This is a genomic window from Formosa bonchosmolovskayae, from assembly GCF_051016085.1.
Classification (GTDB): Bacteria; Bacteroidota; Bacteroidia; order Flavobacteriales; family Flavobacteriaceae; genus Formosa.
Window position 1 is genome coordinate 132,071 of sequence record NZ_CP174605.1, and the last position, 23,993, is coordinate 156,063.

At 35.3% G+C, this 23,993-nt stretch carries 11 protein-coding genes; 6 read left to right on the forward strand and 5 right to left on the reverse strand.

What is annotated here, in order from left to right:
• Positions 1–63: 63 nt before the first annotated feature.
• From ACKC83_RS00520 to ACKC83_RS00540, 5 genes are all read right to left on the reverse strand, one after another.
• Complete coding sequence (locus ACKC83_RS00520; protein WP_434036643.1) at positions 64–1,398, reverse strand: Gfo/Idh/MocA family protein; 1,335 nt, start codon at positions 1,396–1,398, stop codon at positions 64–66.
• Positions 1,399–1,429: 31 nt separating this feature from the next.
• Entirely contained in the window at positions 1,430–2,830 is a 1,401-nt protein-coding gene (locus tag ACKC83_RS00525) for an aminopeptidase P family protein (RefSeq protein ID WP_434036644.1), read from the reverse strand.
• A gap of 19 nt (positions 2,831–2,849) precedes the next feature.
• Positions 2,850–5,087 carry a S9 family peptidase gene (locus tag ACKC83_RS00530; RefSeq protein ID WP_434036645.1) on the reverse strand — a complete coding sequence of 746 codons (2,238 nt, stop codon included), beginning with the start codon at positions 5,085–5,087 and terminating at the stop codon, positions 2,850–2,852.
• Positions 5,088–5,211: 124 nt separating this feature from the next.
• The gene (locus ACKC83_RS00535; protein ID WP_434036646.1) at positions 5,212–6,093 is read right to left on the reverse strand and encodes an AraC family transcriptional regulator; all 882 of its coding nucleotides are present in this window, start codon (positions 6,091–6,093) and stop codon (positions 5,212–5,214) included.
• An 18-nt stretch (positions 6,094–6,111) separates the two neighbouring features.
• Positions 6,112–6,996 (reverse strand): AraC family transcriptional regulator, encoded by an 885-nt coding sequence (locus ACKC83_RS00540; protein ID WP_434036647.1) that lies wholly within the window; start codon positions 6,994–6,996, stop codon positions 6,112–6,114.
• Between the two features lie 178 nt (positions 6,997–7,174).
• Between ACKC83_RS00540 and ACKC83_RS00545 the strand changes: the two genes are divergently transcribed.
• The 6 genes from ACKC83_RS00545 to ACKC83_RS00570 all read left to right on the forward strand — a co-directional run bounded on the left by ACKC83_RS00545 (position 7,175) and on the right by ACKC83_RS00570 (position 23,982).
• Positions 7,175–8,764: an L-serine ammonia-lyase, iron-sulfur-dependent, subunit alpha gene (locus tag ACKC83_RS00545; RefSeq protein WP_434036648.1), complete on the forward strand. Its 1,590-nt coding sequence runs from the start codon at positions 7,175–7,177 to the stop codon at positions 8,762–8,764.
• 512 nt (positions 8,765–9,276) lie between these two features.
• Positions 9,277–11,817, forward strand: coding sequence for a M60 family peptidase N-terminal accessory domain-containing protein (locus tag ACKC83_RS00550; protein ID WP_434036649.1), 2,541 nt, complete (start codon positions 9,277–9,279; stop codon positions 11,815–11,817).
• A 673-nt stretch (positions 11,818–12,490) separates the two neighbouring features.
• A complete protein-coding gene (locus ACKC83_RS00555) occupies positions 12,491–15,772 on the forward strand; it encodes a M60 family peptidase N-terminal accessory domain-containing protein (RefSeq protein ID WP_434036650.1) in 3,282 nt (1,093 codons plus the stop codon).
• Between the two features lie 392 nt (positions 15,773–16,164).
• Positions 16,165–19,341: a SusC/RagA family TonB-linked outer membrane protein gene (locus ACKC83_RS00560; protein WP_434036651.1), complete on the forward strand. Its 3,177-nt coding sequence runs from the start codon at positions 16,165–16,167 to the stop codon at positions 19,339–19,341.
• Positions 19,342–19,359: 18 nt separating this feature from the next.
• A complete protein-coding gene (locus ACKC83_RS00565) occupies positions 19,360–20,835 on the forward strand; it encodes a SusD/RagB family nutrient-binding outer membrane lipoprotein (protein ID WP_434036652.1) in 1,476 nt (491 codons plus the stop codon).
• Between the two features lie 723 nt (positions 20,836–21,558).
• Positions 21,559–23,982, forward strand: coding sequence for a glycosyl hydrolase family 95 catalytic domain-containing protein (locus ACKC83_RS00570; RefSeq protein WP_434036653.1), 2,424 nt, complete (start codon positions 21,559–21,561; stop codon positions 23,980–23,982).
• Positions 23,983–23,993 lie beyond the last annotated feature (11 nt).

The following is a 23,993-nucleotide window of genomic DNA, read 5'->3' on the forward strand; positions in this document are numbered from 1 at the left end:
CTTTCAAGAAATAGGATTCTTGAAAGTTTTTAAATATTTCTCTTAATTCACTGAAAGTAGGAATTAAAAATCTCTGTATTCTCCACCTAGAAAAACATTGGCTTCTTCTTCACTAAACTGTGCTGTTGCATCGTCCCAGTGTAATGTTTTGTTAGGGAATCGACTGGCAATTACACCTAATAAAATAGTTTCTGTAAGGTTAGAAGAATATGAAAAAGGAGCAGAACATTCGTCTTTTCCTAAACATGCATCTACAAATTGGTGATAATGTTTTTTACCTTCAGCACCGTAATCTCTTACCGGAGGTCCTTGATCTGGAACTAAAGACATATCTAAATCTTCGTATTTTCCATCGACAATTAATTGAGGTAACTTCATAAAGTGAGGTAATAACAATCTACCTTTTTCACCAATAAACATAGCCCCTTGACTTGGTAACTTATCACCATTTGGTAATTTTAAATCTTCGTGTGCAGCTGGAGCACCTTCACCATCGTACCAAACCCACTTTAATGTTTTATCGGTATACTTAGTACCTGGAAACATATAGGTTACAGTATTTTTTTCAGGGAAACCATATCCGTTAGGTTTTCTACAGTTATTCACAATTGTAGTAGGTACTTTTAATTGTAAAGCGTTATATGGCGTATCGAAAATATGAACTCCCATATCTCCTAGAGTACCACAACCGTAATCTAAAAGTTTTCTCCAGTCTCCAGGATGATAATATCCTTCTTTATAAGGTCTTTTAGCCGCTGTTCCTAACCATAAATTCCAATCTAAATTTTTTGGAACAGGATCACTTCCTTTTGGTTCAGGACCATCGTATCCCCAGTTTTTTGGAGACCATGCGTGCACAGTTTTAACTTTCCCGATTATTCCAGCTTGAATTAATAAAGTTGCTAATTTATAGTCGTAAAAAGAATGCACTTGGATCCCCATTTGAGTCACTAAGTTTTTATCTTCTGCTAACTTTTGCATTGCTCTAGCTTCAGTTACGTGATGCGTTAATGGTTTCTGACAATAAACAGGTTTCCCCATCTCCATAGCCATCATAGAAACTGGAGCATGAGTATGATCTGGAGTAGAAACAATAACAGCATCTACATCCTCACCCATTTCCTTAAGAAGCACTCTATAATCAGAATATAACTTAGCATTAGGATGAAGTTTTTTAGCCGCATCTAAAGCATTTGTATCTACGTCGCACAAGGCAACTACATCTACTAATTCGTGAGATGATATCGCTTCTAAATCTGCAGCTCCCATATTACCTACTCCAACGTGAGCAGTTCTTAATCGTTTACCGTCTCCAAAACCTAAACTCATTGCAGAGGTAGGTAATTGCATTAATAAACTTGCTAAAGCTGTATTCCTAATAAAATGTCTTCTTTTCATTTCTATAAATTTAAATTTTTCTATATCTGTTTTAAAGTCTGGTCTTATTGTTTCTAAACGCCTCTATTTCATCTGAAGTAGACGGTAGTCTGTTTCCTAATTTTCGAGAACCATTTTTAGTAATTAAAAAATCGTCTTCGATACGGATTCCTCCAAAATTCTTATACGTTTCTAACTTGTCGTAATTAATAAAGTCAAAGTATTTATTTTCCTTTTTTCTGAGCTCCATAAGTTCAGGAATAAAGTAAATACCTGGTTCTACGGTAAGCACCATACCTTCTTCTAAAGCACGACCTAAACGAAGCGATTTAAATCCGAATTCCGTACTTTTTTTCATCTCTTCGGTATAGCCAACATATTGTTCACCAAGATTTTCCATATCGTGTACATCTAGCCCCATCATATGACCTAAACCACATTGAAAAAACATGGTGTGTGCTCCCGCTTTTACAGCCTCATCTGCATCTCCTTTCATAATACCTAAGCCTTGTAAGCCTTCAACAATCTTTTTACATGCCGCTAAATGAACATCTAAAAATAACTGCCCTGGTTTTAATAGTGATGCCGCTGTGCTATACGAATTGTATACTATATCGTATATCTCTTTTTGTTCTTTTGTGAATTTAGTATCTACTGGAAACGTACGTGTTAAGTCTCCTGCGTAATTCGAATAGTTTTCGGCGCCACAATCGCACAATACCATATCTCCTTTTTTAAGGGTATTTCCGCGATAATGGTTATGTAGTATCTGACCGTTAATAGTCATTATTGTAGGAAACGATGTATTGTTTCCGTTGGCTAAAGCAATTTCTTTAACAGCACCATAAAGATCGGATTCTTTTAAACCTTCTTCGGCCATTTCCATAGCTTTATAATGCATTTCTACCGTAGTGTTTACCGCTTTTTCAATCTCCTCAATCTCTAATTCCGATTTGATAGATCTAAGTTTTACTACAGATTTTATAAGCTCTAAAGATTCTTTTCCTTCGACTTCTAAAGGCGAAATGTTCAGAATTTTAGACAGTTCTAAAAGGTGTTCTGGACGGTAAGCCGCAATGAAATGAATTTGTTTTCCGCTTGCTATAGCATCTTGTACATAAGCCTTAATTGACGACGCGGGCTTTACAGTACCTACACCTACTTTTTTAGCCTGATCTTCAACAGATTCTACAGGCCCCGTAAATACAATGTCGTCTATAGAAAGATTATCTCCAAAAATAATGTCTTCATTAGTATCTAAATCGATAGTCGCTTTTAAGTCGGGCTCGTTCAAACCAAAAAAATATGAAAACGTACTATCTTGTCTAAATTGGTACCAATTATCTTTAAAATTAATACTACTTTCTTCATTCCCTAAAAAAACAATCAAACCTTTGGTCATCAATTTTCTTAGTTCTTCTCTTCTTTTAATATATTCTTCCTTTGGAAACATATTTATTCTTTTACTTTTATTATTTACCTCCTGCTGGTAAGTTTTTCAACCAATAGTTCTCCATGGTTTCTCTTAAATGATAAGATGTGTTTTCTCGCTCGTAAATGGCATGTGCACGCATTGGATAAGACATCATATTAAACATTTTGTTATGTTTTATCAATCTATCTACAAGCATTTCATAACTCTGATAATGCACATTATCGTCTGCCGTTCCATGAATAATCATTAAATTACCTTCTAGGTTCTGTGCGAAATTAATAGGAGAACCATCGTGATAGCCTTTAGCATTATCTTCTAAAAGTCCCATGTAACGTTCTTGATACGTTGCGTCGTACAATCTTTGATCTGATACAAAAGACACTGCTAAACCTGATTTATAAATTTCTGGATGCTTAAACATACAACCTAATGTCATTTGGCCTCCGCCACTCCATCCCCAGATACCAACACGTTCCGAGTCGATAAATTTGTAAGTATCTATAATTTTTAATGCGGCTTTACTTTGATCTTCCACAGCGAGTATACCAATTTGTCCATAAATAGATTTACGCCATTTATTTCCTCTTGGTGTTTTTGTTCCTCTATTATCTACACTCATAACAATATAGCCTTGTTGCGCCATATATTGGTCCCATAAACTACCACCTCCCCAATTGTCTTGCACTGTAGAACCTGCTGGCTCACCATACACATAAAATAATAATGGGTATTTTTTATTCGGATCGAAATCAATTGGTTTAATCATCCACGCATCTAAAACGTCTTCTCCAATATCAACTTTTACAAATTCTTTAGGATTTAGTCCTAGATCGTTGTACTGTTTTTGCAGTTCATGATTATCTTCTAAAACGCGTATTTGCTTATGCTTTGGTAGACTTACAAGATCATATCGAGTTGGCGTAGTTGCGTTCTGAGACGTTTGAATTCCCCATTTAGCATCGGCAGAAATTTGATAGCTATTTTGTCCAGAATTAGATGCTGGCGTAATGCGTTCGGCTTCTCCTTTTCCATCAATACGACTTCTATATAAATAACGTTGTGTAAAATTATCTGGTGAAGCGATATAATACACATAACCACCTTTAGGATCGATACAATTAATATGTACAACATCGAAATCTCCTTTAGTAATAGGCGTTACCTCTTTACCATCTCTAGACACTTTAAATAAGTGAAACCAACCATCGCGCTCGCTAGACCATGTAAAATACTTCTCGTTGTCTAACCAACGAATATCGTCATGAACATCTAAAAAGGCATCATCTTTTTCGACTAGAATATTATCAAGAGCCATAGTGTTAATGTCTCCTATCCAGATTTTATTTGTGTTTTGACGTCGGTTAAGTTGTTGCACCATCACTTCCTGAGAATTAGGAATGAAATCCATACGTGCCAAATAATTATTTTTTGGATCTCCAGGAATATCGAACCATTTGGTTTCTCCTCCTTTAGAAGGTACTACACCCACTTTAACAGCAGAAAGTTCTGTGCCTACCTTTGGATAAGGTAGCGGAATTGGTTTTGAGTAAATTGAATCTAAGTTGTTAATCATATAAAATGTACCAACTTCTTTTGTATCCGATTGCCAATAGGCGATGTTCTCTCCGTCAGGGCTCCATCTAAAACCGTCTCTACAACTTAATTCTTCTTCGTAAACCCAGTCAAAAGTTCCGTTAATTATATTATCGCCACCATCTTTTGTAATCTGGTTAATGGCATGATTTTTTAAGTCTTCTACAAAAATATTTAGTTCACTAACATATGCTATTTTAGAAGCATCTGGAGAAAACTTAGCGAACATAAGGGTAGATTCAGGTAAGGTTTTCCCTAATTGGTTTAATGTATTTGTTTTTAAATCAAGTACCCAATAATCACCACGGGTATTATATCTCCAAACTTTTTTTGTATTTGTAAAAACTAAAAGTTTACTATTGTCTGCAGACCAGTCATAATCATAAATCACTAAAGGCTTAGTTTCGCCAGCAGGGACAAGACTTTCGGCCGAAATGATAACCGATCTTTTTCCTGTCTTAGCTTCGTATCTTACTATGTCTTTTCCTCCAAGGTCTGTATTATTCTCTAATGTAGAATACCCTTTGTTATCTTTCATCCATCTTACTGGACCAAAACCTTTTTGCTTAAAAACGTTATTTTTATAAACATCTTCTAACAGTAGTGGTTTAGTTTCTTGGGCATTACCTTTTAAGGATAAAGTTAAAACACAGATTAAAACGCCTAATACTTTTCTTTTCATAATTATAGTTTACTCAATAAATTTTACACAATATTAAAGAGTTGAATCCTATTATTAATTGCTAATTTTAGCAAATTAAGATACTAAAACTATAGACTTATTAAAATTTAGCAATTAGAACAGGTTAACAATCCATCAATTTATCATTAATTTTTAAGCGATATTCTAAAGGCGACATTCCCGTATGTTTTTTAAAATGTTTGTGGAAATTGGACAAATTATTAAAACCACTACCGTAGCAACAATCAAAAATATTATAGTCGTTATTGTGCAATAATTCACATGCACTACCTATTCTTACTTCGGTAAGATATTGCGAAAATGTTTTATTGGTTTTGGCTTTAAAAAATCGGCAGAATCCTGTTGGAGACATATTAGCAAAGTCCGAAACCATATTTAAAGTGATAACTTCTTTATGGTTCTGTTTAATAAAATCGCATATATCGCCAACCTTAGGGTTCGCTTTTTTACTCATAGATTTTGGCGTTGCTTTAGACGACAAAGCCCTGATATTATTATTTTTAGAGATATCGTTTAGCAATTTTAAAAACAATAAAAACTTATCTAATCCAGAGGTATCGGTTAACTCCTTTACATGTCCATTTAAATATTTTGCTTTGCTTCTCGGGATTTTTATGCCGTGTGCGGCATACCCCAATAATTTAACAATTCTTGAAGCCTCCGGGATAGTACGTAAAGAATCTTCTATTTTATTCTGATCGAAAAACAAAGTCGTGGCTTTACACGTATTTAACACCGAACTTTCTGTAGCATCCATGGTTGGTTTTAGTGCATGTGGTAAATTTTTACCAAAGAGGAATAAATCGCCTTCTTTATAAGGTACCACCTTATTTCCTACAAAAAGAGACCCTCTACCCTTTTTAATTAAAGTAATTTGAAATTCGCTATGAAAATGCATAGGCTCATAAAAACTGTCCATAACCCATTTTTCCACAATTGGAGTACCAAATTGCGCCATAGGAATATTATACTGATGTGCGTTCATGAGATTATTGTTTTAAAATTAATTAACTTTATTTTTTTCAATGCTTAACTTATACTGGGTAGGCGTCATCCCAATCACTTTTTTAAAGTGACGATGAAAATTGGATATGTTTGTAAATCCAGAATTATAACAACTTTCTGTAGTGTTATGAGAACCACTTCTTATAAGTTCGCATGCTTTTAAAATTCTTGTTTCTATAAGATATTGGGAAAATGTTTTTTGGGTCCGTAGCTTAAAGAACCGACCAAAAGTAGCAGAAGTCATGTTAAAATGCCCTGCTATAGTTTCTAAAGAGATCTTCTTTTTATAATTACATTTAATAAACTCAAAGACTTCATTAATTTCGTCTATAGTATTTACGTCATAATCAAGTGATTCAATTTTATTATTTATTAACTTTTTATGACCTGTTGCTGTAGAAATATGGTCGAGTATAGTTAACAATTCAAGAACTTGATCAAATTCGCTTAAGGTGGCAAGCATCCTCATTTTGTCTTCTAAGTAATGTGCATCTACATTTCCTAGAACCAAGCCATATAAAGCTTGAGATAAGAGTTCTTTAATACCCTTTGTTTCCTGATTTTCATTAAGTAGAAAACCATAGGAGTCTACGTTAAAAAACACACTAATATAATGTGCTTTTATTTTATTAGTTTCTTCAACCTTTGTGCCATCATTTCTAAAGGCATGAGGCAGGTTTTTACCAAATAAATAGAACTCTCCAGACTTAAACTTGCACACCTTTTCACCAACCGCTAACGAGCCATCTCCATCTAGAATAAGTGTTATTTGATATTCTTCATGAAAATGTATGGTGTTATAAAACTGGGTATCCACATACTCCTCGACACGGATCGAAGAATCTTGACACATAGGCACCTTAAAACCAATTACAGCAGACATAAATACTTTATAAAATTATATTATAAAGTCGAATTTACAAAAAAGTATTAGAAATAGCTATTATGACATACATAATATTGGTGCAAACTTTTTAAATTTGATTTTTTACTCCATAAATCGGACTAAAAATAAGGAAAGCATAAAAATTCTATTTTAAATTATTAATAATTCTACGACTATGAAATCATATCCAAGTATATTCAATGATGTTATTGGCCCTGTAATGAGAGGCCCATCAAGTTCTCATTGCGCCGCCGCATTAAGAATAGGTAGAATTTGTAGGGATTTAATGAATAACTCGATTGACGATGTTTACATTGAATTTGACACAAACGGATCCCTTGCTACGACGCATTCTGGACAAGGTTCGGACATGGGGCTCTTTGGTGGCCTGTTAGGCTGGAATGCAGACGACGAACGATTAAAAGATTACGAGTTCCATATGAAGGAAGCCGGTGTTAATATAAAAATAGATATACATCCCATTGGTGCCACCCACCCGAACACTTATAAAATCACTTTAAAGAATAAAACCGAAACACACCAAGTTATAGGTTTATCTACAGGTGGTGGAATGATAGAAATTATAGAGATTGATGGTGCTCCTGTATCGTTAATGGGCGATTTTTACGAGACATTACTATATACAGACGTTATTTCGGACGATTTATTAAGTCACTTAAAACAGCTAGATTTGGGCGAAATTCAACCTTATAATGGGACTTTAAATTTCATCTCAATTTGTTCTACCAAGGAAGAATACGATAAATTACAACAAGAAATTGAAGCTATTGAGAATGTTTTATACGCTAGAACCCTGTTTCCTGTCCTACCTATTAAATCAAGAAAAGATTTAACCGTACCATTTATCACAGTAGAAGAACTTTTAGAATATAATAAGGACAAAGATTTAAAACTTTGGGAACTTGCTATCGATTACGAAAGTGAACGCGGTAACATTTCAAAAAGTGAAGTCATCGAAAAAATGGGAGCTATTGTAGATATTATGCAAAACTCCATTACATTAGGACTTAAGGGCACACATTACGAAGACCGCATTTTAGGCAGTCAATCTTTAGTTTTTAAGAAAAACATGGAAGAAAAGAAACTTGTTCCTGGCGACGTTTTAAACAATTCCATCATGTTTACATCGGCTATGATGGAAGTTAAAAGTTCTATGGGTGTTATTGTTGCTGCGCCTACAGCAGGTTCTTGCGGTACTTTACCCGGAACTATTATTGGAACCGCCACAACACTTGAGCTTTCTAGAGAACAAACCATACACGCTATGTTAGCCGCCGGATTAATAGGTGTATTTATCACAGCGCATTCTACATTTTCTGCCGAAGTAGGTGGTTGCATGGGAGAATGTGGTTCTGCCTCAGGAATGGCCGCCGCAGGTGTAGTAGTCTTAAAGGATGGTACTCTAAACCAGTCTTTAACGGCTGCATCTATAGCCTTACAAAGCTCTCTAGGTCTTATTTGCGATACCATAGCCGATCGTGTTGAAGCGCCTTGCTTAAATAGAAATGTTATGGCAACATCTACCGCTATTTCTTGTGCCAATATGGCCATCTCGGATTACGACCAAGTGATACCGTTAGACGAAGTGATAGATACCATGAAACGCGTAGGCGACGCCATTCCCCACACACTTAGATGTACTGGACTTGGCGGATTAGCTATAACTAAAACTGCTAAAAAAATAGAAGATCGATTGAATAAAAATAAAGCAGCATCTAATAACGGTGCATTTAAGTATTGTTAATAGACTTTAAGCTTAAAGTCTATTAACAATATTATTTAAAAGTTGCGTGTCCATATAGATAAGGTTGTAATACACCTAACCCCTATAGACCCGCAACTTTTACTTTACAGCCACATTCCTACAAACCCACTTCTTTAAATCACCTAACCCAGTATTCCTTTTGAAATTATTTTAAATAGTTCTGTACTTGTAAAAACAAGTTTCTTTAATACAAAAAAAGGCAAATCATGCATACCTGTTTTCTACAGTAATTTTTGTCCGTTACTTTAATTCAAAATTTTATTTAACATCCGTCTATAGTATTTTTAAAGTACCGAATAAAAACATAAAACGGCTTAGATTATGATTTTGTCAAAAAAGTACGGCTTTAGGTTAACAAATCACCTTAGTTATCTCCTGTTTTATTATAATATTGTTATTAAAAGAAATTTAGTTGCACATCTTACAATAAAATAATGGGTTGTAAAGACGTTGCGAAACCCTAAAAAAACGATATCAACAGATACTTTATTATGCATAAAAAAATACATTTTAAACACTATTTCTTATTGCCTTTATTAGCAATAACAACAGCTTCTGCTTCTGCCACCTCGCTATATCCAGAATCGGCGAAGAATAATTTGGCTACGTACAGAGTATTAGATATAGATGGTCTCTCAACCTTATCTCTAAACGAGAATAGCACCATAAAAAAAACTGCAGAAAAGGAATTATTAGCCAATTTAAAACAGGTTAAAAAGCATCTTTCTGGAAAATCTACATTAACGGGACCGGAACTAGACGCTCTACGTGAGGCTATAGCAAAAAACAATGTTTTATTTGCCGATCATTTTGAAGTTATAGAATCTGCTTTTGAAACTATCGATTTATACGAATCTAAAGATGGAGGTTTGTTTACAGAAGGCACTAAATCAATGGGAGGTTACAAAAGAGATGCATCCGGATTTGAGCTTGAAAATCTAATGCTTGTGATTATGCAAGCCATAATGGACAATTCGTATACCGAAGCAAATTTAGCAGCCAAACCAGAATTATTTAAAAATAGGCTATTCAAAACTTCTAGTTATTTCCCTGGAGCAGTAGAACAGCCTGCAGATCCTTCTAAAAGCTATACCATTAAAATAAATGGAACACATGTTAAAAAACCAGGAACACCAGCTAATTATGAAACGGAAGACGCGAGACGCCCAACAGGAACATATTTAGCACCAGGAAGTGTAGCCACTGTAACCGTACCTTCGTCTTTAGTAGGTATTGGAGCCTCTGTATTAGTAGGAGCACATACTTGGGACTTAACAAAGAAAAATGTTATTAAGCGACTAGACCGTGTAACTACAAAATACGATATTACTAGCGAAACAATTACAATTGCCAATCCACTTGGTGGAGGAATTTACATAAACGTACCTTATAAAAACGATTTAGGTATTCTTAATATTACATTAGAAAACGTTGTACGTTCCCCATATTACGCAAGGACAGCCGCCAACCAAACCAGCCTAAGCGATTGGAAAAATGTAGAACGATTACGCGATGTGCCTTGGACAGATATAGAAACCGACAAAGTAATGATGCAAGTACCAACAGCTTGGATTTACAACTTTGATGGTATCGAAACCACTATGGACGATTGGGACATGGCGATGGATGCTATTTCAACACTTTTGGGGCGTCCGCTAACAAGATCGAAAACTACAATTTACATGCAAGTAGATGTAATAAATAGAGGAAAAGCAAACTTCCCTGGGTATCCGCAATCTAACGTATCTTACGATCCATATACCGATTACAAAGGTTACCATAGTAGTTATTTAATAGACGGGCCACGAGACCAAAGAGGTTATTTAACTAATGTATTGTTTCACGAACAAGGTCACGCCGAAAAAATCTACAAATTTAAAGGAGAAATCGAATCTATGATTAACTTCTTGTGGGTTGCTGTTCACAACAAAAAGTTTGGAGTTGAAATAAACAAAGCTTTTGAAGAGTCTTTTAATGGTTATGGTATATCACATTCTATAGAAGAAGCAGCCATTAGCTGGATGATAACTGAAAACTTTAGATCTGGAAACCAGATGAGTTCTCAAACAAGAGAAATGCGCCAAGAGTTTTCTTATCAGCCTAGAGGTCACGCAAAATATGCCGATCTAGTTAGACTTTTGGGATGGAAATCTATTGAAGACTTTTATGCAAACACAAGTAAAATGTATGACAATGGAGAAATTAATTATTCCGAGCCAAACCGAGTAAACCAAATCCCAACAGACGACAGGATTCTAAGAATGTCTCAGGCTGCTGGCTACGATTTACGTCCGCTAATCCATTTCTGGGGCGTTCACCCAAATAATTTTGACAACTTAGCTAAAGACATTCAAAAAGATAACCTAAAGAAATCGACTGCTATTTACGATCAATTATCTTTTTACAAAACTATTGTTCCTAAAGACAACGATGCTTTTAGAGCTTTTGGATTAGAAGATTTTAGTGCCGAAAAAATTAAAAACGCAACGTTTTACGACCATGTTTCTCAGAGTTATTATCAAGGTTTCCTAAAAAAATGGTGGGATGGTTACGGAACGTCTGAAGCACAAGCTACTATTGATGAAATCCAAGCAATTATTGACTTGTACTTCCCTGATGGCAGACCAGAAGAATACAATTCCAACTGTGTAGATCTTACTCCAATATCTGCAGAAGCAAGTGCTTCGGAAAACCCAGAGCACACTTTAGATGGTAACACTAAAACGGCTTGGACAACGAAAGCCGATGGCGAATATATAATTTACGACCTAGGCGCACTTTACGACGTTTGCGAATTAAAAATTAATTTTACAGATAAACGCAAAAACTCTAATAGTTTCGATATTCAAGTTTCAAGAGAAAATCAAACATATTTAGAAGTCATGCAAGGCTTATCTAGCAATAAAACAAAAGACACTTTCGAAACCTACTCTATTTCTAGAAAAGCTCGTTATATTAAAATTATTACCCACGGAAATGAAAACGACAAAACAAATAGTATTAGTGAAGTTAAGTTCTCTGTTATAAAATAAGGTATTCATCTTTTAACTGAATTCCGATTAGACAACTTTGTATTTCTAATCTATAAAATTTCAAAAGAAAAACCTTTTAACTCCTTAAACCTCCAGATTATTTTGATGCATTTCAAAATAATCTGGAGGTTTTGTTTTGCACTAGCAATTGCTAAATATTTTTAAGTTACAAAAATCACAAACGTATTACGTTCACAAAACTTGTCTTTTCTTTCCATAATTATCTCAGCTAAAAACATATTTCACAACTTCAAAACATCCCTGTTTAACTAGTCGGTTTACAAAATCTCAACTTCTTTTTTTTGTCAGACAAATCAGTATAAAAACATCAGAGAACCTCAACATATTTAAACTTCGCACGGTTTTTATCTAAACCCATATATCCGAATATTATTTTAATTAAAACCAGCTTAAAAACTAAAACGTTAACCCCTATTAATCAAAGTTATAAATCTAAATTTCTTCGTCATTTTAAAAGAAAACACCTCAATAATAAGATAAGAATACTCTTACACCATAGTTTTGCCAATATAATACATCAATGTGTTAAGATAATCACAATACCGCCCCTCAATTTGTTATAATTTTATGATTAACAATTAATTACCTCCCAAAAATACAGCATATTTTTTTTGGTGAAGGTCTCATTTATTTAACCTAACAAATACTTATTATGCAAAAAAAATTACGAATTAAACAACTTTTAATATTGCATTTGTTTGCAATAACCACACTCCCTGTTTTGGCCCAGGATTTGTTTTTCGAACGATCCAACGGAACAGAAACCACCTTTGGACAGGTAGATGCTTTTCAATCTTCTTCTGGAACCTTAATAACCGCTATCGATGTTAATACAACTTTCGACAAAACCGAAGGTTGGAAATTGGTAGCACTCGACAAAAACAATTATTATTTTCAAATTACCGATACCACCAAAACCAATTATGGCCAAATAGATATATGGAATAATAAAACAAAAACGCGAACCAACTACGGTGCAATAAGCGATATTTTTGAGACACCTAACTTTTGGACACTAGGAGGAGCAGATGATGGAAAACTTTACTTTTCTTCTAGAGAAACCAATAGTGAAATTGTTTCATGGGATGGGACCACAATAAACACTTATGGCACTCTAAGGGACGTTGTTGGAAACGCTGCTGTTTGGAGATTTGCAGGCTTCTATAACGGCTCTATGTTTTTAGAATGGACACACACCAGCACACAAGCTAACGCTGTACGTTCATGGCATAAAGAAACAGATGTAGTTACAAACCATAATCGTAAAAATTATTATGCAAGTTATGATGATGCCTATCTATTTGGTGTCACAGACTATGTGATTTCAGACAACAACAATGCTTTAACTTTATTTGAAACCGTTCAAAATCACATTACTGGCGCCACCACTTTATCTGCATCAGAATTAACATCTTTAATCACTGATATCTCTATTAATAGTTCATTATTTACAGACGATTACGATGTTATAAAAACAGCTTTAGAAACTATTGCATTATACGAAGCGAAATTTGGAGGGTTATTCACTGCAAACAGCACATCCAAAGGTGGCTTTAATAGAACAGCTTCAGGTTACGAACTAGAAAATTTAATGCTTGCAATAATGCAACCAATTATAGATTACTCGTACACCACAGAGAACCTAACTAATTATCCTACATTATTCGAAAACACACTTTTTGAAACCTCAACGTACTTCCCTGGAGCCGTAGCACAACCAACTGATCCTACAGTAAGTCACACAATCAAAATAAACGGAACTCACGTTAGAAAACCAGGTACACAAGCCAATTACGAAACGGAAGATGCTAGACGTCCTACCGGAACATATTTAGCACCAGGAAGCGTGGCAACAGTAACCGTACCATCATCATTAGTGGGAATTGGAGCTTCTATCTTAGTGGGTGCACATACTTGGGATTTGACCAAAAAATCAGATATTAAACGAATGGATCGTGTGACAACAAAATACGAAATAAACAGCACAACAGTTAAAATTGCAAATCCATTAGGTGGAGGGATTTATATAAATGTCCCTTATCAAAACGATTTAGGAATCCTTGATATTACCTTAGAAAATGTTGTGCGTTCTCCATACTATGCAAGAACAGCAGCAAATCAGACAAGCATGAGCGACTGGACAAACGTAGAACGTTTACGTGATGTGCCATGGACAGATATTGAAACCGATAAAGTTATGATGCAAGTGCCTACATCTTGGGTGTCTGCTTACGACGATATTGAAAATGCTATGAACGACTGGGACACATCTATGGATGCTATTTCTGAATTTATGGGTCGACCACTACTTAGATCTAAAACCGTTATTTACATGCAAGTAGATGTTATAAAAAGAGGTACCGCAAATTTTCCTGGATACCCACAATCTAATGTATCTTACAATCCTTTTACCAATTACGGAGGCTATTACGACAACTACTTAATTAATGGTCCAAGACACGAAAGAGGTTACCTAACCAATGTATTATTTCACGAACAAGGACATGCAGAAAAAATGTATAAATTCCCTGGTGAGATTGAATCTATGGTTAACTTTCTATGGGTTGCAGTACATAATAAAAAATTCGGAGTCGAATTAAATCAAGCGTTCGAAGAGTCTTTTAACGGCTACGGATTAAATCACAGTATAGAAGAAGCTGCTATTAGTTGGATGATTGCTGAAAATTTCAGATTAGGAAATGAAATGAGTATAGAAACAGGACAATATCGTCAAGAATTTTCTTACCAACCAAGAGGTCATGCTAAATATGCCGACGTGGTGAGACTTTTTGACTGGGAGTCTTTCGAACAATTCAACAGAAACACTAGTGAGAGTTACGAAAATGGTGAAATAAATTATGATGATGATGTAAATAACGTTCCAACCGACGATAGATTATTAAGAATGTCTCAAGCCTTTGGTTACGATTTAAGACCATTAATTCATTTTTGGGGTGTACATCCTGACAACCCTACAACTTTAGAAACTGAAATTAAAAATAGTAATCTTAAAAAATCTACTGCGATTTACGATCAACTATCATATTACAAAACCATAGTACCGGAAGATAATGCTGCGTTTAGAGCTTTTGGATTAGAAGACTATTCTGAGACTAAAATTATAAATAGTAGTACAGAAAATCATGGTAACCTTGCACAAAGTTACTACGAGGTATTCCTTAATAAATTTTGGAATATTTATAGCAACACAGAAGCAAAAGCAACCGTAGACCAGATACAAGATATATTAAGTTTATACTTCCCTGACGGTCGCCCTGAAGAAGCAAGCTCTACAAAAGAAATTGCGCCAGTATCGGTAGTTGCTAGCTCATCTACAAACCCAGAAAACACTTTAGACGACAATCCTGCAACGTCTTGGTCGGCTCAAGGCAATGGAGAGTATTTAATTTACGATTTAGGAGACATCTACGAGCTAAATGATTTAAAAATTAGTTTCGAAGACAAACTAACAAAAAACAGTTATTTTGACATTCAAGTATCGAGAGATAATGCGACGTATTTAGAGGTTAAACAAAATTTATCTAGCAATAAGACAGGAGATACTTATGATACGTATTCAATTTCAAGAAAAGCACGTTATATAAAAATCATTGGTCGCGGAAACGAAACCGACGACTGGAATAACATTAGCGATGTTAAATTCTATTTAAATGACGAATCACTTTCTATAGACGACGATGAAATAGAAAAATCAGATCGTATAACCCTTTACCCTGTTCCTACAAAAAACACATTAAACATTAAAGGAATAACTAAAGATACCACAATACAGATTTATAATATAACTGGTGCACTTGTGCAAACAAACGCTATTCGAGTAAATGCTGCTAACATAGACACTTCTAATTTAAATTCAGGAATCTACTTTATAAAGATAGATAACACGGTTAAGAAGTTTGTAATTAATAAATAATTTCTAAAAACTGTTCTAAACCTTTAGACACCATTTACTAACCAACCTATAGCCTCTCTCCATATTAATGTTGAGGGGCTATTTTTTTATATCTCCCTAATTATTGCCTTCAACCATACAGATTATAAAACGTAAAATCACACCACTATCTATAGGCAAAATTTCTGATTTCACAGATCAATTATTAAAACATCAATAAACACTTAAAAACAAATGCCTAGATTAATAATCACACAATATAATCCCTTATAAATCAAGAATCACCTCCTTGATTTAAAACTACAACTACCTGTGTTTTTTCTTATAAAAGTATCTAATCGTGTTAAAATCGTAAACTTTTCACACTAAAATCAGATATAACTTTACGTATTGTTAAACTAACATAATGACCTATGAAAAATATTTTTAAGTTCAAATCAGTATCTTACTTGTTGCTATTTGGAGTAATACTTATGGCACATGGCAAGGCGATTGCACAAGACCTGAATGTCTCAGGAACAGTTAACGACGAGAACGGAATGTCTCTCCCCGGAGTCACTGTTTTAATAAAAGATACCTCTACAGGGACCACAACAGATTTTGATGGAAAGTTCGAACTTATGGCGTCCTCCACATCTGTATTAAGCTTTAGTTATATGGGCTATGTTACACAGGAAATTACTGTTGGAACAAAATCTACTATAAATATAAGTATGGAACCAGATGCACAAGCTTTAAGCGAAGTAGTGGTAACCGCCCTGGGTATTGCGAGAGACAAACAAACTCTTGGTTATGCGGTACAAGAAGTACAAGGAGAAGCATTAACCTTAGTTCCGGAAAGCAATGTCGTAAACTCTTTATCAGGTAAGGTTGCTGGAGTACAAGTAACCAGTGGTGGTAGTGGTGTTGGTTCTTCGTCAAGAATAGTTATTCGTGGAAACGCATCGTTTTCAGGAAACCAACCGCTTTTTGTAGTGGACGGGACACCAATAGACAATTCGTCTCCTAACCTTGCTGGTGCTGGTGGTGTAGACTGGGGAAATACAACATCGGACATAGACCCGAATAACATTGAATCTGTTTCGGTACTAAAAGGAGCAAATGCTTCTGCATTATACGGAAGTCGAGCTGCAAATGGAGTAATTATAATTACAACTAAAAAAGGAAGTAAATCTGGAAAATCTATGGGAGTAACATTTAACTCTTCTGTAGTTTTCGACAAAGCCGCTTACTTACCAAATCTTCAAAATGAATATGGCGGTGGACGAGATGGAAGTGAATACATTTACAACAGGTACAATGCAAATAACGGCACCAACCTGAGCTATAACGACTATGCACAACAATTCTCATACAACTATGTCGATGGAGCTGGCGGAGGTATTAACGACTCTCAACCCATAAACTGGGGCCCTAGATTAGACTCGGGACTTTTATTAGACCAATGGTCTACCGGAGAGAACAGTCCTTGGGTATCTAGACCAGAAAACACTTCGCAATGGTTCGACACTGGTCTTACCATTCAAAATAACGTATCTATTACTTCTAATGGTGAAAAAGCATCTGGAAGAGTATCTTATATGAATATAAATACAGATGGAATAGTAGATAATACAGACCAAACAGAAAACATACTTTCTGCCAATTTAAACTTAACACCAACCGACAGGTTAACAGCTTCTGTAAACTTTAATTATGTAAATAAAGAAAGTGATAACTTACCTACTGTGGGATATGCTTGGGCAGATATATTTGGATGGCTACAAAGAGATTACCCAACACAATATGCTAAAGATTTATTTTACGAAAAGGGTAATGAAGATTATATGTTTAATGGAGACAATCCGTTTTACAGTCTGAGAAACACAAATTCATTTAACAGAGAACGTGTATATGGAAACGCATCTTTAAGCTATAAAATAAACGATTGGCTGTCGTTTAACGGACAAGTAGGTGTAGATTTTTATAACGAAATTAGAAAGACCATAACACAATCTGGAACGACTAGAAACATAAGATTGGATCGTGGAGGTCAATTTTCTGAAACCCACATCAATAAAAAAGAGGTAAATACAGATGTGACTTTAAACTTCGACAAGACATTTAACAACATTAGAATAGATGGATTAATTGGAGCAAACAGAAGAACAAATTACTACACAACTATGGGCTTAAGCGCCTCAGACCTTACGGTTCCTGACCTATATACAATTTCGAATGTTAAAGGTACACCTGGTACAAGTATGTACGAAAGTAATTACGAAACAAACAGTGCGTACTTTGCCTTTAACGGATCGTACAAAAAAGTATTATACTTAGGTGTTACAGGACGAAACGACTGGAGTTCTACCCTACCACAAGAAAGTTGGTCTTACTTTTACCCTTCAGTTAGTGCTGGTTTAGATATTACACAAGCCTTATCTATGAACTCCAATTTATTGTCTTACGCGAAACTTAGAGGAAGTTGGGCAAAAGTAGGTGGCGATACAGATCCATACCAATTAGACACCACATACTCTGCGGGATCTTTTAATGGTGTTTCCGTTTTCACACCATCACGCACCTTACCTCCTACAGGCTTACAACCAGAAGAAACAACATCTTATGAAATAGGTGCAGATATTCGTTTTTGGAAAAACCGTATTGGAGTAGATTTCACATACTACACACAAACCACAGTAAATCAAATTCTTTCTGTAACAACTTCTACAACTACTGGATATAGCGGTATGTTATTAAATGCAGGTGAAATTGAAAACAAGGGAGTAGAACTTATGGTTTCTGCAGGTATTATTGAAAACCCAGAAGGACTTAACTGGGATGTTGTAGTTAACTATGCACAAAATAAGAGTACAGTAAATTCTTTATATGGTAATTTAGAATCTTACCAGATTTCTAGCGGTTTCGGAGGTGTAAGAACCTTAGCAATCCCAGGTGAAGAATGGGGCGTTTTATGGGGATTACCATTTGTAAAAGACGACAACGGAAAGACGGTAGTTAGCGCAAACGGAACGCCACTAACAACAAGTAACGCAGAAAAACTAGGTAATATTACTCCAGACTGGACAGGAGGAATAAGCAACACATTACGTTATAAAAACGTAAGCTTAAATTTCTTAATCGACGCACAAATTGGTGGCGATATGTTTAGTACCACAGCATGGCACTCTTACCCTACCGGATCTTACGAGAACACTGTAAAAAACAATGTTAGAGAAACAGGATTAATTGTAGATGGTGTTTTTGAAGATGGCACGCCAAACGATGTTCGTGTATCTGCCCAAGAATACTATAACGGACCATGGGTTTGGAACAATCATGAATATTCAATTCTTGACGCGACTTATGTTAAACTTAGAGAAATGTCTATTGGATATGCATTTAACATGTCGCAAATTGATGCCATTTCTAAATTAAATTTATCTCTAGTGGGACGAAACTTAGCTATTCTTTATCAAGACGATTCTACAAAAGAATATGGATTAGACCCGGAAGTAGGTTTCGGAGGTGGAGAAGCAGGTATCGGATATGAAAACTTCCAAGTTCCAACAACAAGAAGCATCGGATTTAAATTAACAGCTAGTTTCTAAAAAACAAAAAACACTATTATGAAAATATATACAAAAAATTCATTTCTAGTATTGGTTTTATTCACACTATTCCTAGAATCATGTACATCGGAGTTCGAAAGTATGAATGTAAGTCCCAATAGCGCGACAACAGTTCCTGCCACAAACATATTAGGAAAAGCACTATTAAACTCTTCCCAAATTCTTTTTGGAGAACGTCTTGACGCATATTACACAGCGAGCTATGCAGGATATAACGCCCCAATTGGTGGAGACTACGAATACAGGGTTGGTATTAACAATAGTCAATGGGATGCCATGTATGCTTCCATGACGTATGCCGTAGAAGCTATGAACGTAGCCAACACCGAAGAGAACACCAATTTATATGCCGCCGCATTAACTCTAAAAAGCTATATGGCTCATAAAACATCTGACATATGGGGAGCAATACCATATTCCGAAGCTTTTAATCTGAAAGAAGAGCAAACAATTTATCCTAAATACGATACAGAACCTGAAATTTACGCACAAATTTTAGCGGAACTTAAAACAGCTGCAGACCTTTTCGATACTAACGGAGACGATATAGGTGAAGGCGACTTTCTATACAAAGGCGATGTTGCCAAATGGCGTAAATTTTGTAATTCCCTAAGATTGAGAATAGCAATTAGAATGTCTTCTGCCGACGAGGCTACGGCTAAAACCGTAATTGCAAGTATTGTTAACAACCCGAGTGCTTACCCTGTTTTCGAAACAAATCACGACAATGCTTATTTCTGGTGGCCAGGTGTAGTACCTGATGTCGAGCCTTGGTTCGCTACCATGGGAGCTACCGATGGCAACAAGATACACGGATATCGAGTAAACAAAACGCTGGTTAATACGCTTCAAGATAATGACGACCCAAGATTACCTGTTTATGCAGATAAGAATAAATATGGTGTTTATCATGGTTATGAGTTTGGACCAAACCAACTAAACGACACCCTAAACAACGGGAATAATGTCTCTCATATTGGTGACCGATTTGGTAACAACCCTGCTGGATTCTCTCCATTTATGAATACTGCCGAAGTATACTTTTTACTTGCAGAAGCTTACGAGCGTAATTTAATCTCAGGAGATTTAGCCCAAGTCAATTACGAAACTGGACTTACCATGTCCTTAGAAGAAAATGAAATTGCAACTGAAGATATTACCACATTTTTAGCACAAGATGAAATAGCTTGGGATAGCGGTTCTAGCGATAACCTTTACAAAATACGTATTCAAAAATGGATTTCACTTTACAAACAAAGTGTTGAAGGATGGGCAGAAGCAAGAAGAACCGATGTACCACTAATTCAAGAAGTTTCTAGAGATTACTCAGCCTCGCACAACAGACCTCCATTTAGATTCCCATACCCAGATTCTGAAAAATCATTAAACACAAATTTCCCTACAGATGTTGTAGAAAAAGACATTTTTTACGGCACACAAATGTGGTGGGACAAACGTACGGGCGTACAATAAATACAATTTTTTTTCATAAATAGTTTTTTTAAGTTTGAGTTAATTGCAGGAGTAGAAGTGAATAATACACTTCTACTCCTTTTTTTTGCTCTTATTTTAATCCTAATTCCCCCCTCTATAAATACTCATAATCTTAGAGCAATATCACGAAGCTTAAATAATAAATTAAAACTCAGATAGTCCACATGAGGCTATATGCTTTAAGCCATTCTAGAAGTACAACGCCCTTTATATTTCAGAGATTTAACCCTACTGGAACACCTAAAAATGTATTAAAAAAGTAAAATATATCCGTCTACACCGCATCTAATATTACTTTGTAACATTACATTAATAATCACACCTAAATAACAGTATTTAGCCCCTATTCATAAACAAAATCCCTATATTTAGGGATTCAAAACTCTTATTAACCAAATAACACAAACAACATAACATTGTTAAAATAGTATATAATTACGCTAATATTGCAAACTTATTCCACAACATTTCGCATAACTTTACATATTAATAATTTTACTTTAAAAAGGCTAAATTTAAGATTTCGATAATTTAAGTTGGTCAAGGAGTAGCAGCATCACAATTGACTTCTACTCCTATTTTAAAGTATGTGCTCATCTTAAAAATTAGTGTGCACACATTCAGATTAAAAATCAGGATCATATCAAAAGTCTAAACAAACATAGTAAGAACAGCAAAACACCACTTAACAACCTTACAACTATGAAATTAACATTCAACCTACTATTATTTTCCGTTCTGTTTTCAGGAACACAACTTTTCGGTCAAGACATAGACCCTGCGACTTTGCTTTGGTACGATCAACCCGCGGCAATTTGGGAAGATGCCTTACCTGTAGGAAATGGTCGTATAGGTGCCATGGTATTTGGTAAACAAGACGAAGAAGACATTCAGTTTAATGAAGAGACATATTGGTCTGGAGGCCCATATTCTACAGTTGTAAAAGGTGGATATAAAAAACTTCCAGAAATTCAAGAACTACTTTTTAATGACGAACCAATTAAAGCTCATAAATTATTTGGTCGTGCTTTAATGGGATATCCTGTAGAACAACAAAAATACCAATCACTTGCAAATTTACGCCTGACATTCAAAAAAGAGGACGTAAAAAACTACAAAAGATCACTGGATTTAAAAACAGGAATTGCTACCGTAACTTACACGTCTAATGGCGTTAATTATAAAAGAGAAATTTTTGCTTCAGCAATCGATCAAACTATAGCAATTAAAATAACAGCCGATAAGCCGAATAGCATTTCTTTAGACGCTGAACTTAGAGGAGTACGAAATAGTGCGCACTCTAATTACGCAACAGATTACTTTAGAATGGATGGTGTTGGAACAGACCAACTAAAGCTAACCGGAAAATCTGCCGATTATATGGGCGTAGAAGGACGATTAAGATATGAGGCACAGATTAAGGCCCACCATGATGGCGGAGAAATGAGTAGAGATGATGCTATTCTTACTATTAAAAACGCAAATAGTGTAACCTTATATTTTGTCGCTGCTACTAATTTCAAGAATTATAAAGATGTTACAGCAGACCAACATAAACGTGTACAAGACATGCTCGCTCATGTTGCTAAAAAATCTTACTCTACAATAAAAGAAGATGCCTTAAAGGATTACAAAAAGTATTTTGACAGAGTAACACTTACACTGCCTACAACAGAGACGTCTTTTCTTCCTACGAACGAAAGAATGACTGAAATCCAAACAAAGCCAGACCCACAGTTAGCTACTTTATGTTATAATTTTGGTAGATATTTACTTATCTCTTCTTCAAGACCAGGAACACAACCTGCAAACTTACAAGGTATCTGGAACAATAGCATGAACCCGTCTTGGGATTCAAAATATACAACCAATATAAATACAGAAATGAATTATTGGCCTGTGGAAACTGCCAATCTATCAGAACTTTCAGAGCCGTTAACCACCATGATCAAAGAACTTACAGATCAAGGTTCGGAAGTTGCTAAAGAACACTACGGAGCCAAAGGATGGGTTTTACACCAAAACACAGATATTTGGAGAGTAGCTGCACCAATGGACGGCCCAACATGGGGAACATTTACAGTAGGAGGTGCATGGTTAACCACGCACATGTGGGAACATTACTTATTTACACAGGATGAAGACTATTTAAAAGACATCTACCCTACTATGAAAGGTGCTGTAGAGTTTTTTATGGACTTTTTAGTTGAATACCCAGAAACAGGGTGGTTAGTAACAAATCCGTCTAACTCTCCAGAAAATCCACCAAAAGGAAAAGGTTACGAATACTTCTATGATGAGGTTACCGGGAACTACTATTTTACAACTATAGTCGCTGGTGCAACAATGGATATGCAAATCTTAAAAGATTTATTTAGCTATTACAATACGGCGACCGAAGTTTTGGGTGTAGATAAAGAATTCTCTAAAAAAGTGGCGGATGCCAGAAAACTATTCCCACCAAATCAGGTTGGAAAAGATGGTATGCTACAGGAGTGGACTAAAGACTACGCACAAAAAGAAGATAAACACAGACACTTTTCTCACTTATATGGTTTGTACCCAGGAAACGTTATTTCATTAAACAAAACCCCTGAATTTATTGAACCTGTTAAAAAAGTTTTAGAACAACGTGGAGATGGAGGTACCGGTTTCTCTAGAGGTTGGAAAATGGCTTTATGGGCTAGATTAAAAGATGGTGATAGAGCAAACGACATTTTTAAGGGCTATATCAAAGAACAATGTTATATCTCCCTATTTGCTAAATGTTTTAAACCATTACAAGTCGATGGGTCTTTTGGAGTGACAGCAGGAATCACAGAAATGCTAATTCAATCTAATGAAGGATATATTGAACTTTTACCAGCATTACCTTCAGAGTGGGCCGATGGAACATTTAATGGAGTAATGGCTAGAGGTGCTTTTGAATTTGACTTTAGTTGGAAAAACAATAAAATAAACACCGTTAGCATCTTATCTAAAGCAGGAACAACCTGTAAAATTAAAATGCCTAGCAATGTTAAAATCATGTCTAACGGAAAATCTGTTCGTTTCAAAAAACGTGCAAACCAAATTATTGAATTTAACACAGACAAAGGACAGACATACACCTTTGAAAACTTATAATCCTAGTAAAT

Coding starts and splice junctions, on each gene's coding strand:
- ACKC83_RS00555 (WP_434036650.1), top strand. CDS start 12,491: ATGCAAAAAAAATTACGAATTAAACAACTTTTAATATTGCATTTGTTT.
- ACKC83_RS00520 (WP_434036643.1), bottom strand. CDS start 1,398: ATGAAAAGAAGACATTTTATTAGGAATACAGCTTTAGCAAGTTTATTA.
- ACKC83_RS00525 (WP_434036644.1), bottom strand. CDS start 2,830: ATGTTTCCAAAGGAAGAATATATTAAAAGAAGAGAAGAACTAAGAAAA.
- ACKC83_RS00565 (WP_434036652.1), top strand. CDS start 19,360: ATGAAAATATATACAAAAAATTCATTTCTAGTATTGGTTTTATTCACA.
- ACKC83_RS00535 (WP_434036646.1), bottom strand. CDS start 6,093: ATGAACGCACATCAGTATAATATTCCTATGGCGCAATTTGGTACTCCA.
- ACKC83_RS00545 (WP_434036648.1), top strand. CDS start 7,175: ATGAAATCATATCCAAGTATATTCAATGATGTTATTGGCCCTGTAATG.
- ACKC83_RS00550 (WP_434036649.1), top strand. CDS start 9,277: ATGCATAAAAAAATACATTTTAAACACTATTTCTTATTGCCTTTATTA.
- ACKC83_RS00570 (WP_434036653.1), top strand. CDS start 21,559: ATGAAATTAACATTCAACCTACTATTATTTTCCGTTCTGTTTTCAGGA.
- ACKC83_RS00560 (WP_434036651.1), top strand. CDS start 16,165: ATGAAAAATATTTTTAAGTTCAAATCAGTATCTTACTTGTTGCTATTT.
- ACKC83_RS00540 (WP_434036647.1), bottom strand. CDS start 6,996: ATGTCTGCTGTAATTGGTTTTAAGGTGCCTATGTGTCAAGATTCTTCG.
- ACKC83_RS00530 (WP_434036645.1), bottom strand. CDS start 5,087: ATGAAAAGAAAAGTATTAGGCGTTTTAATCTGTGTTTTAACTTTATCC.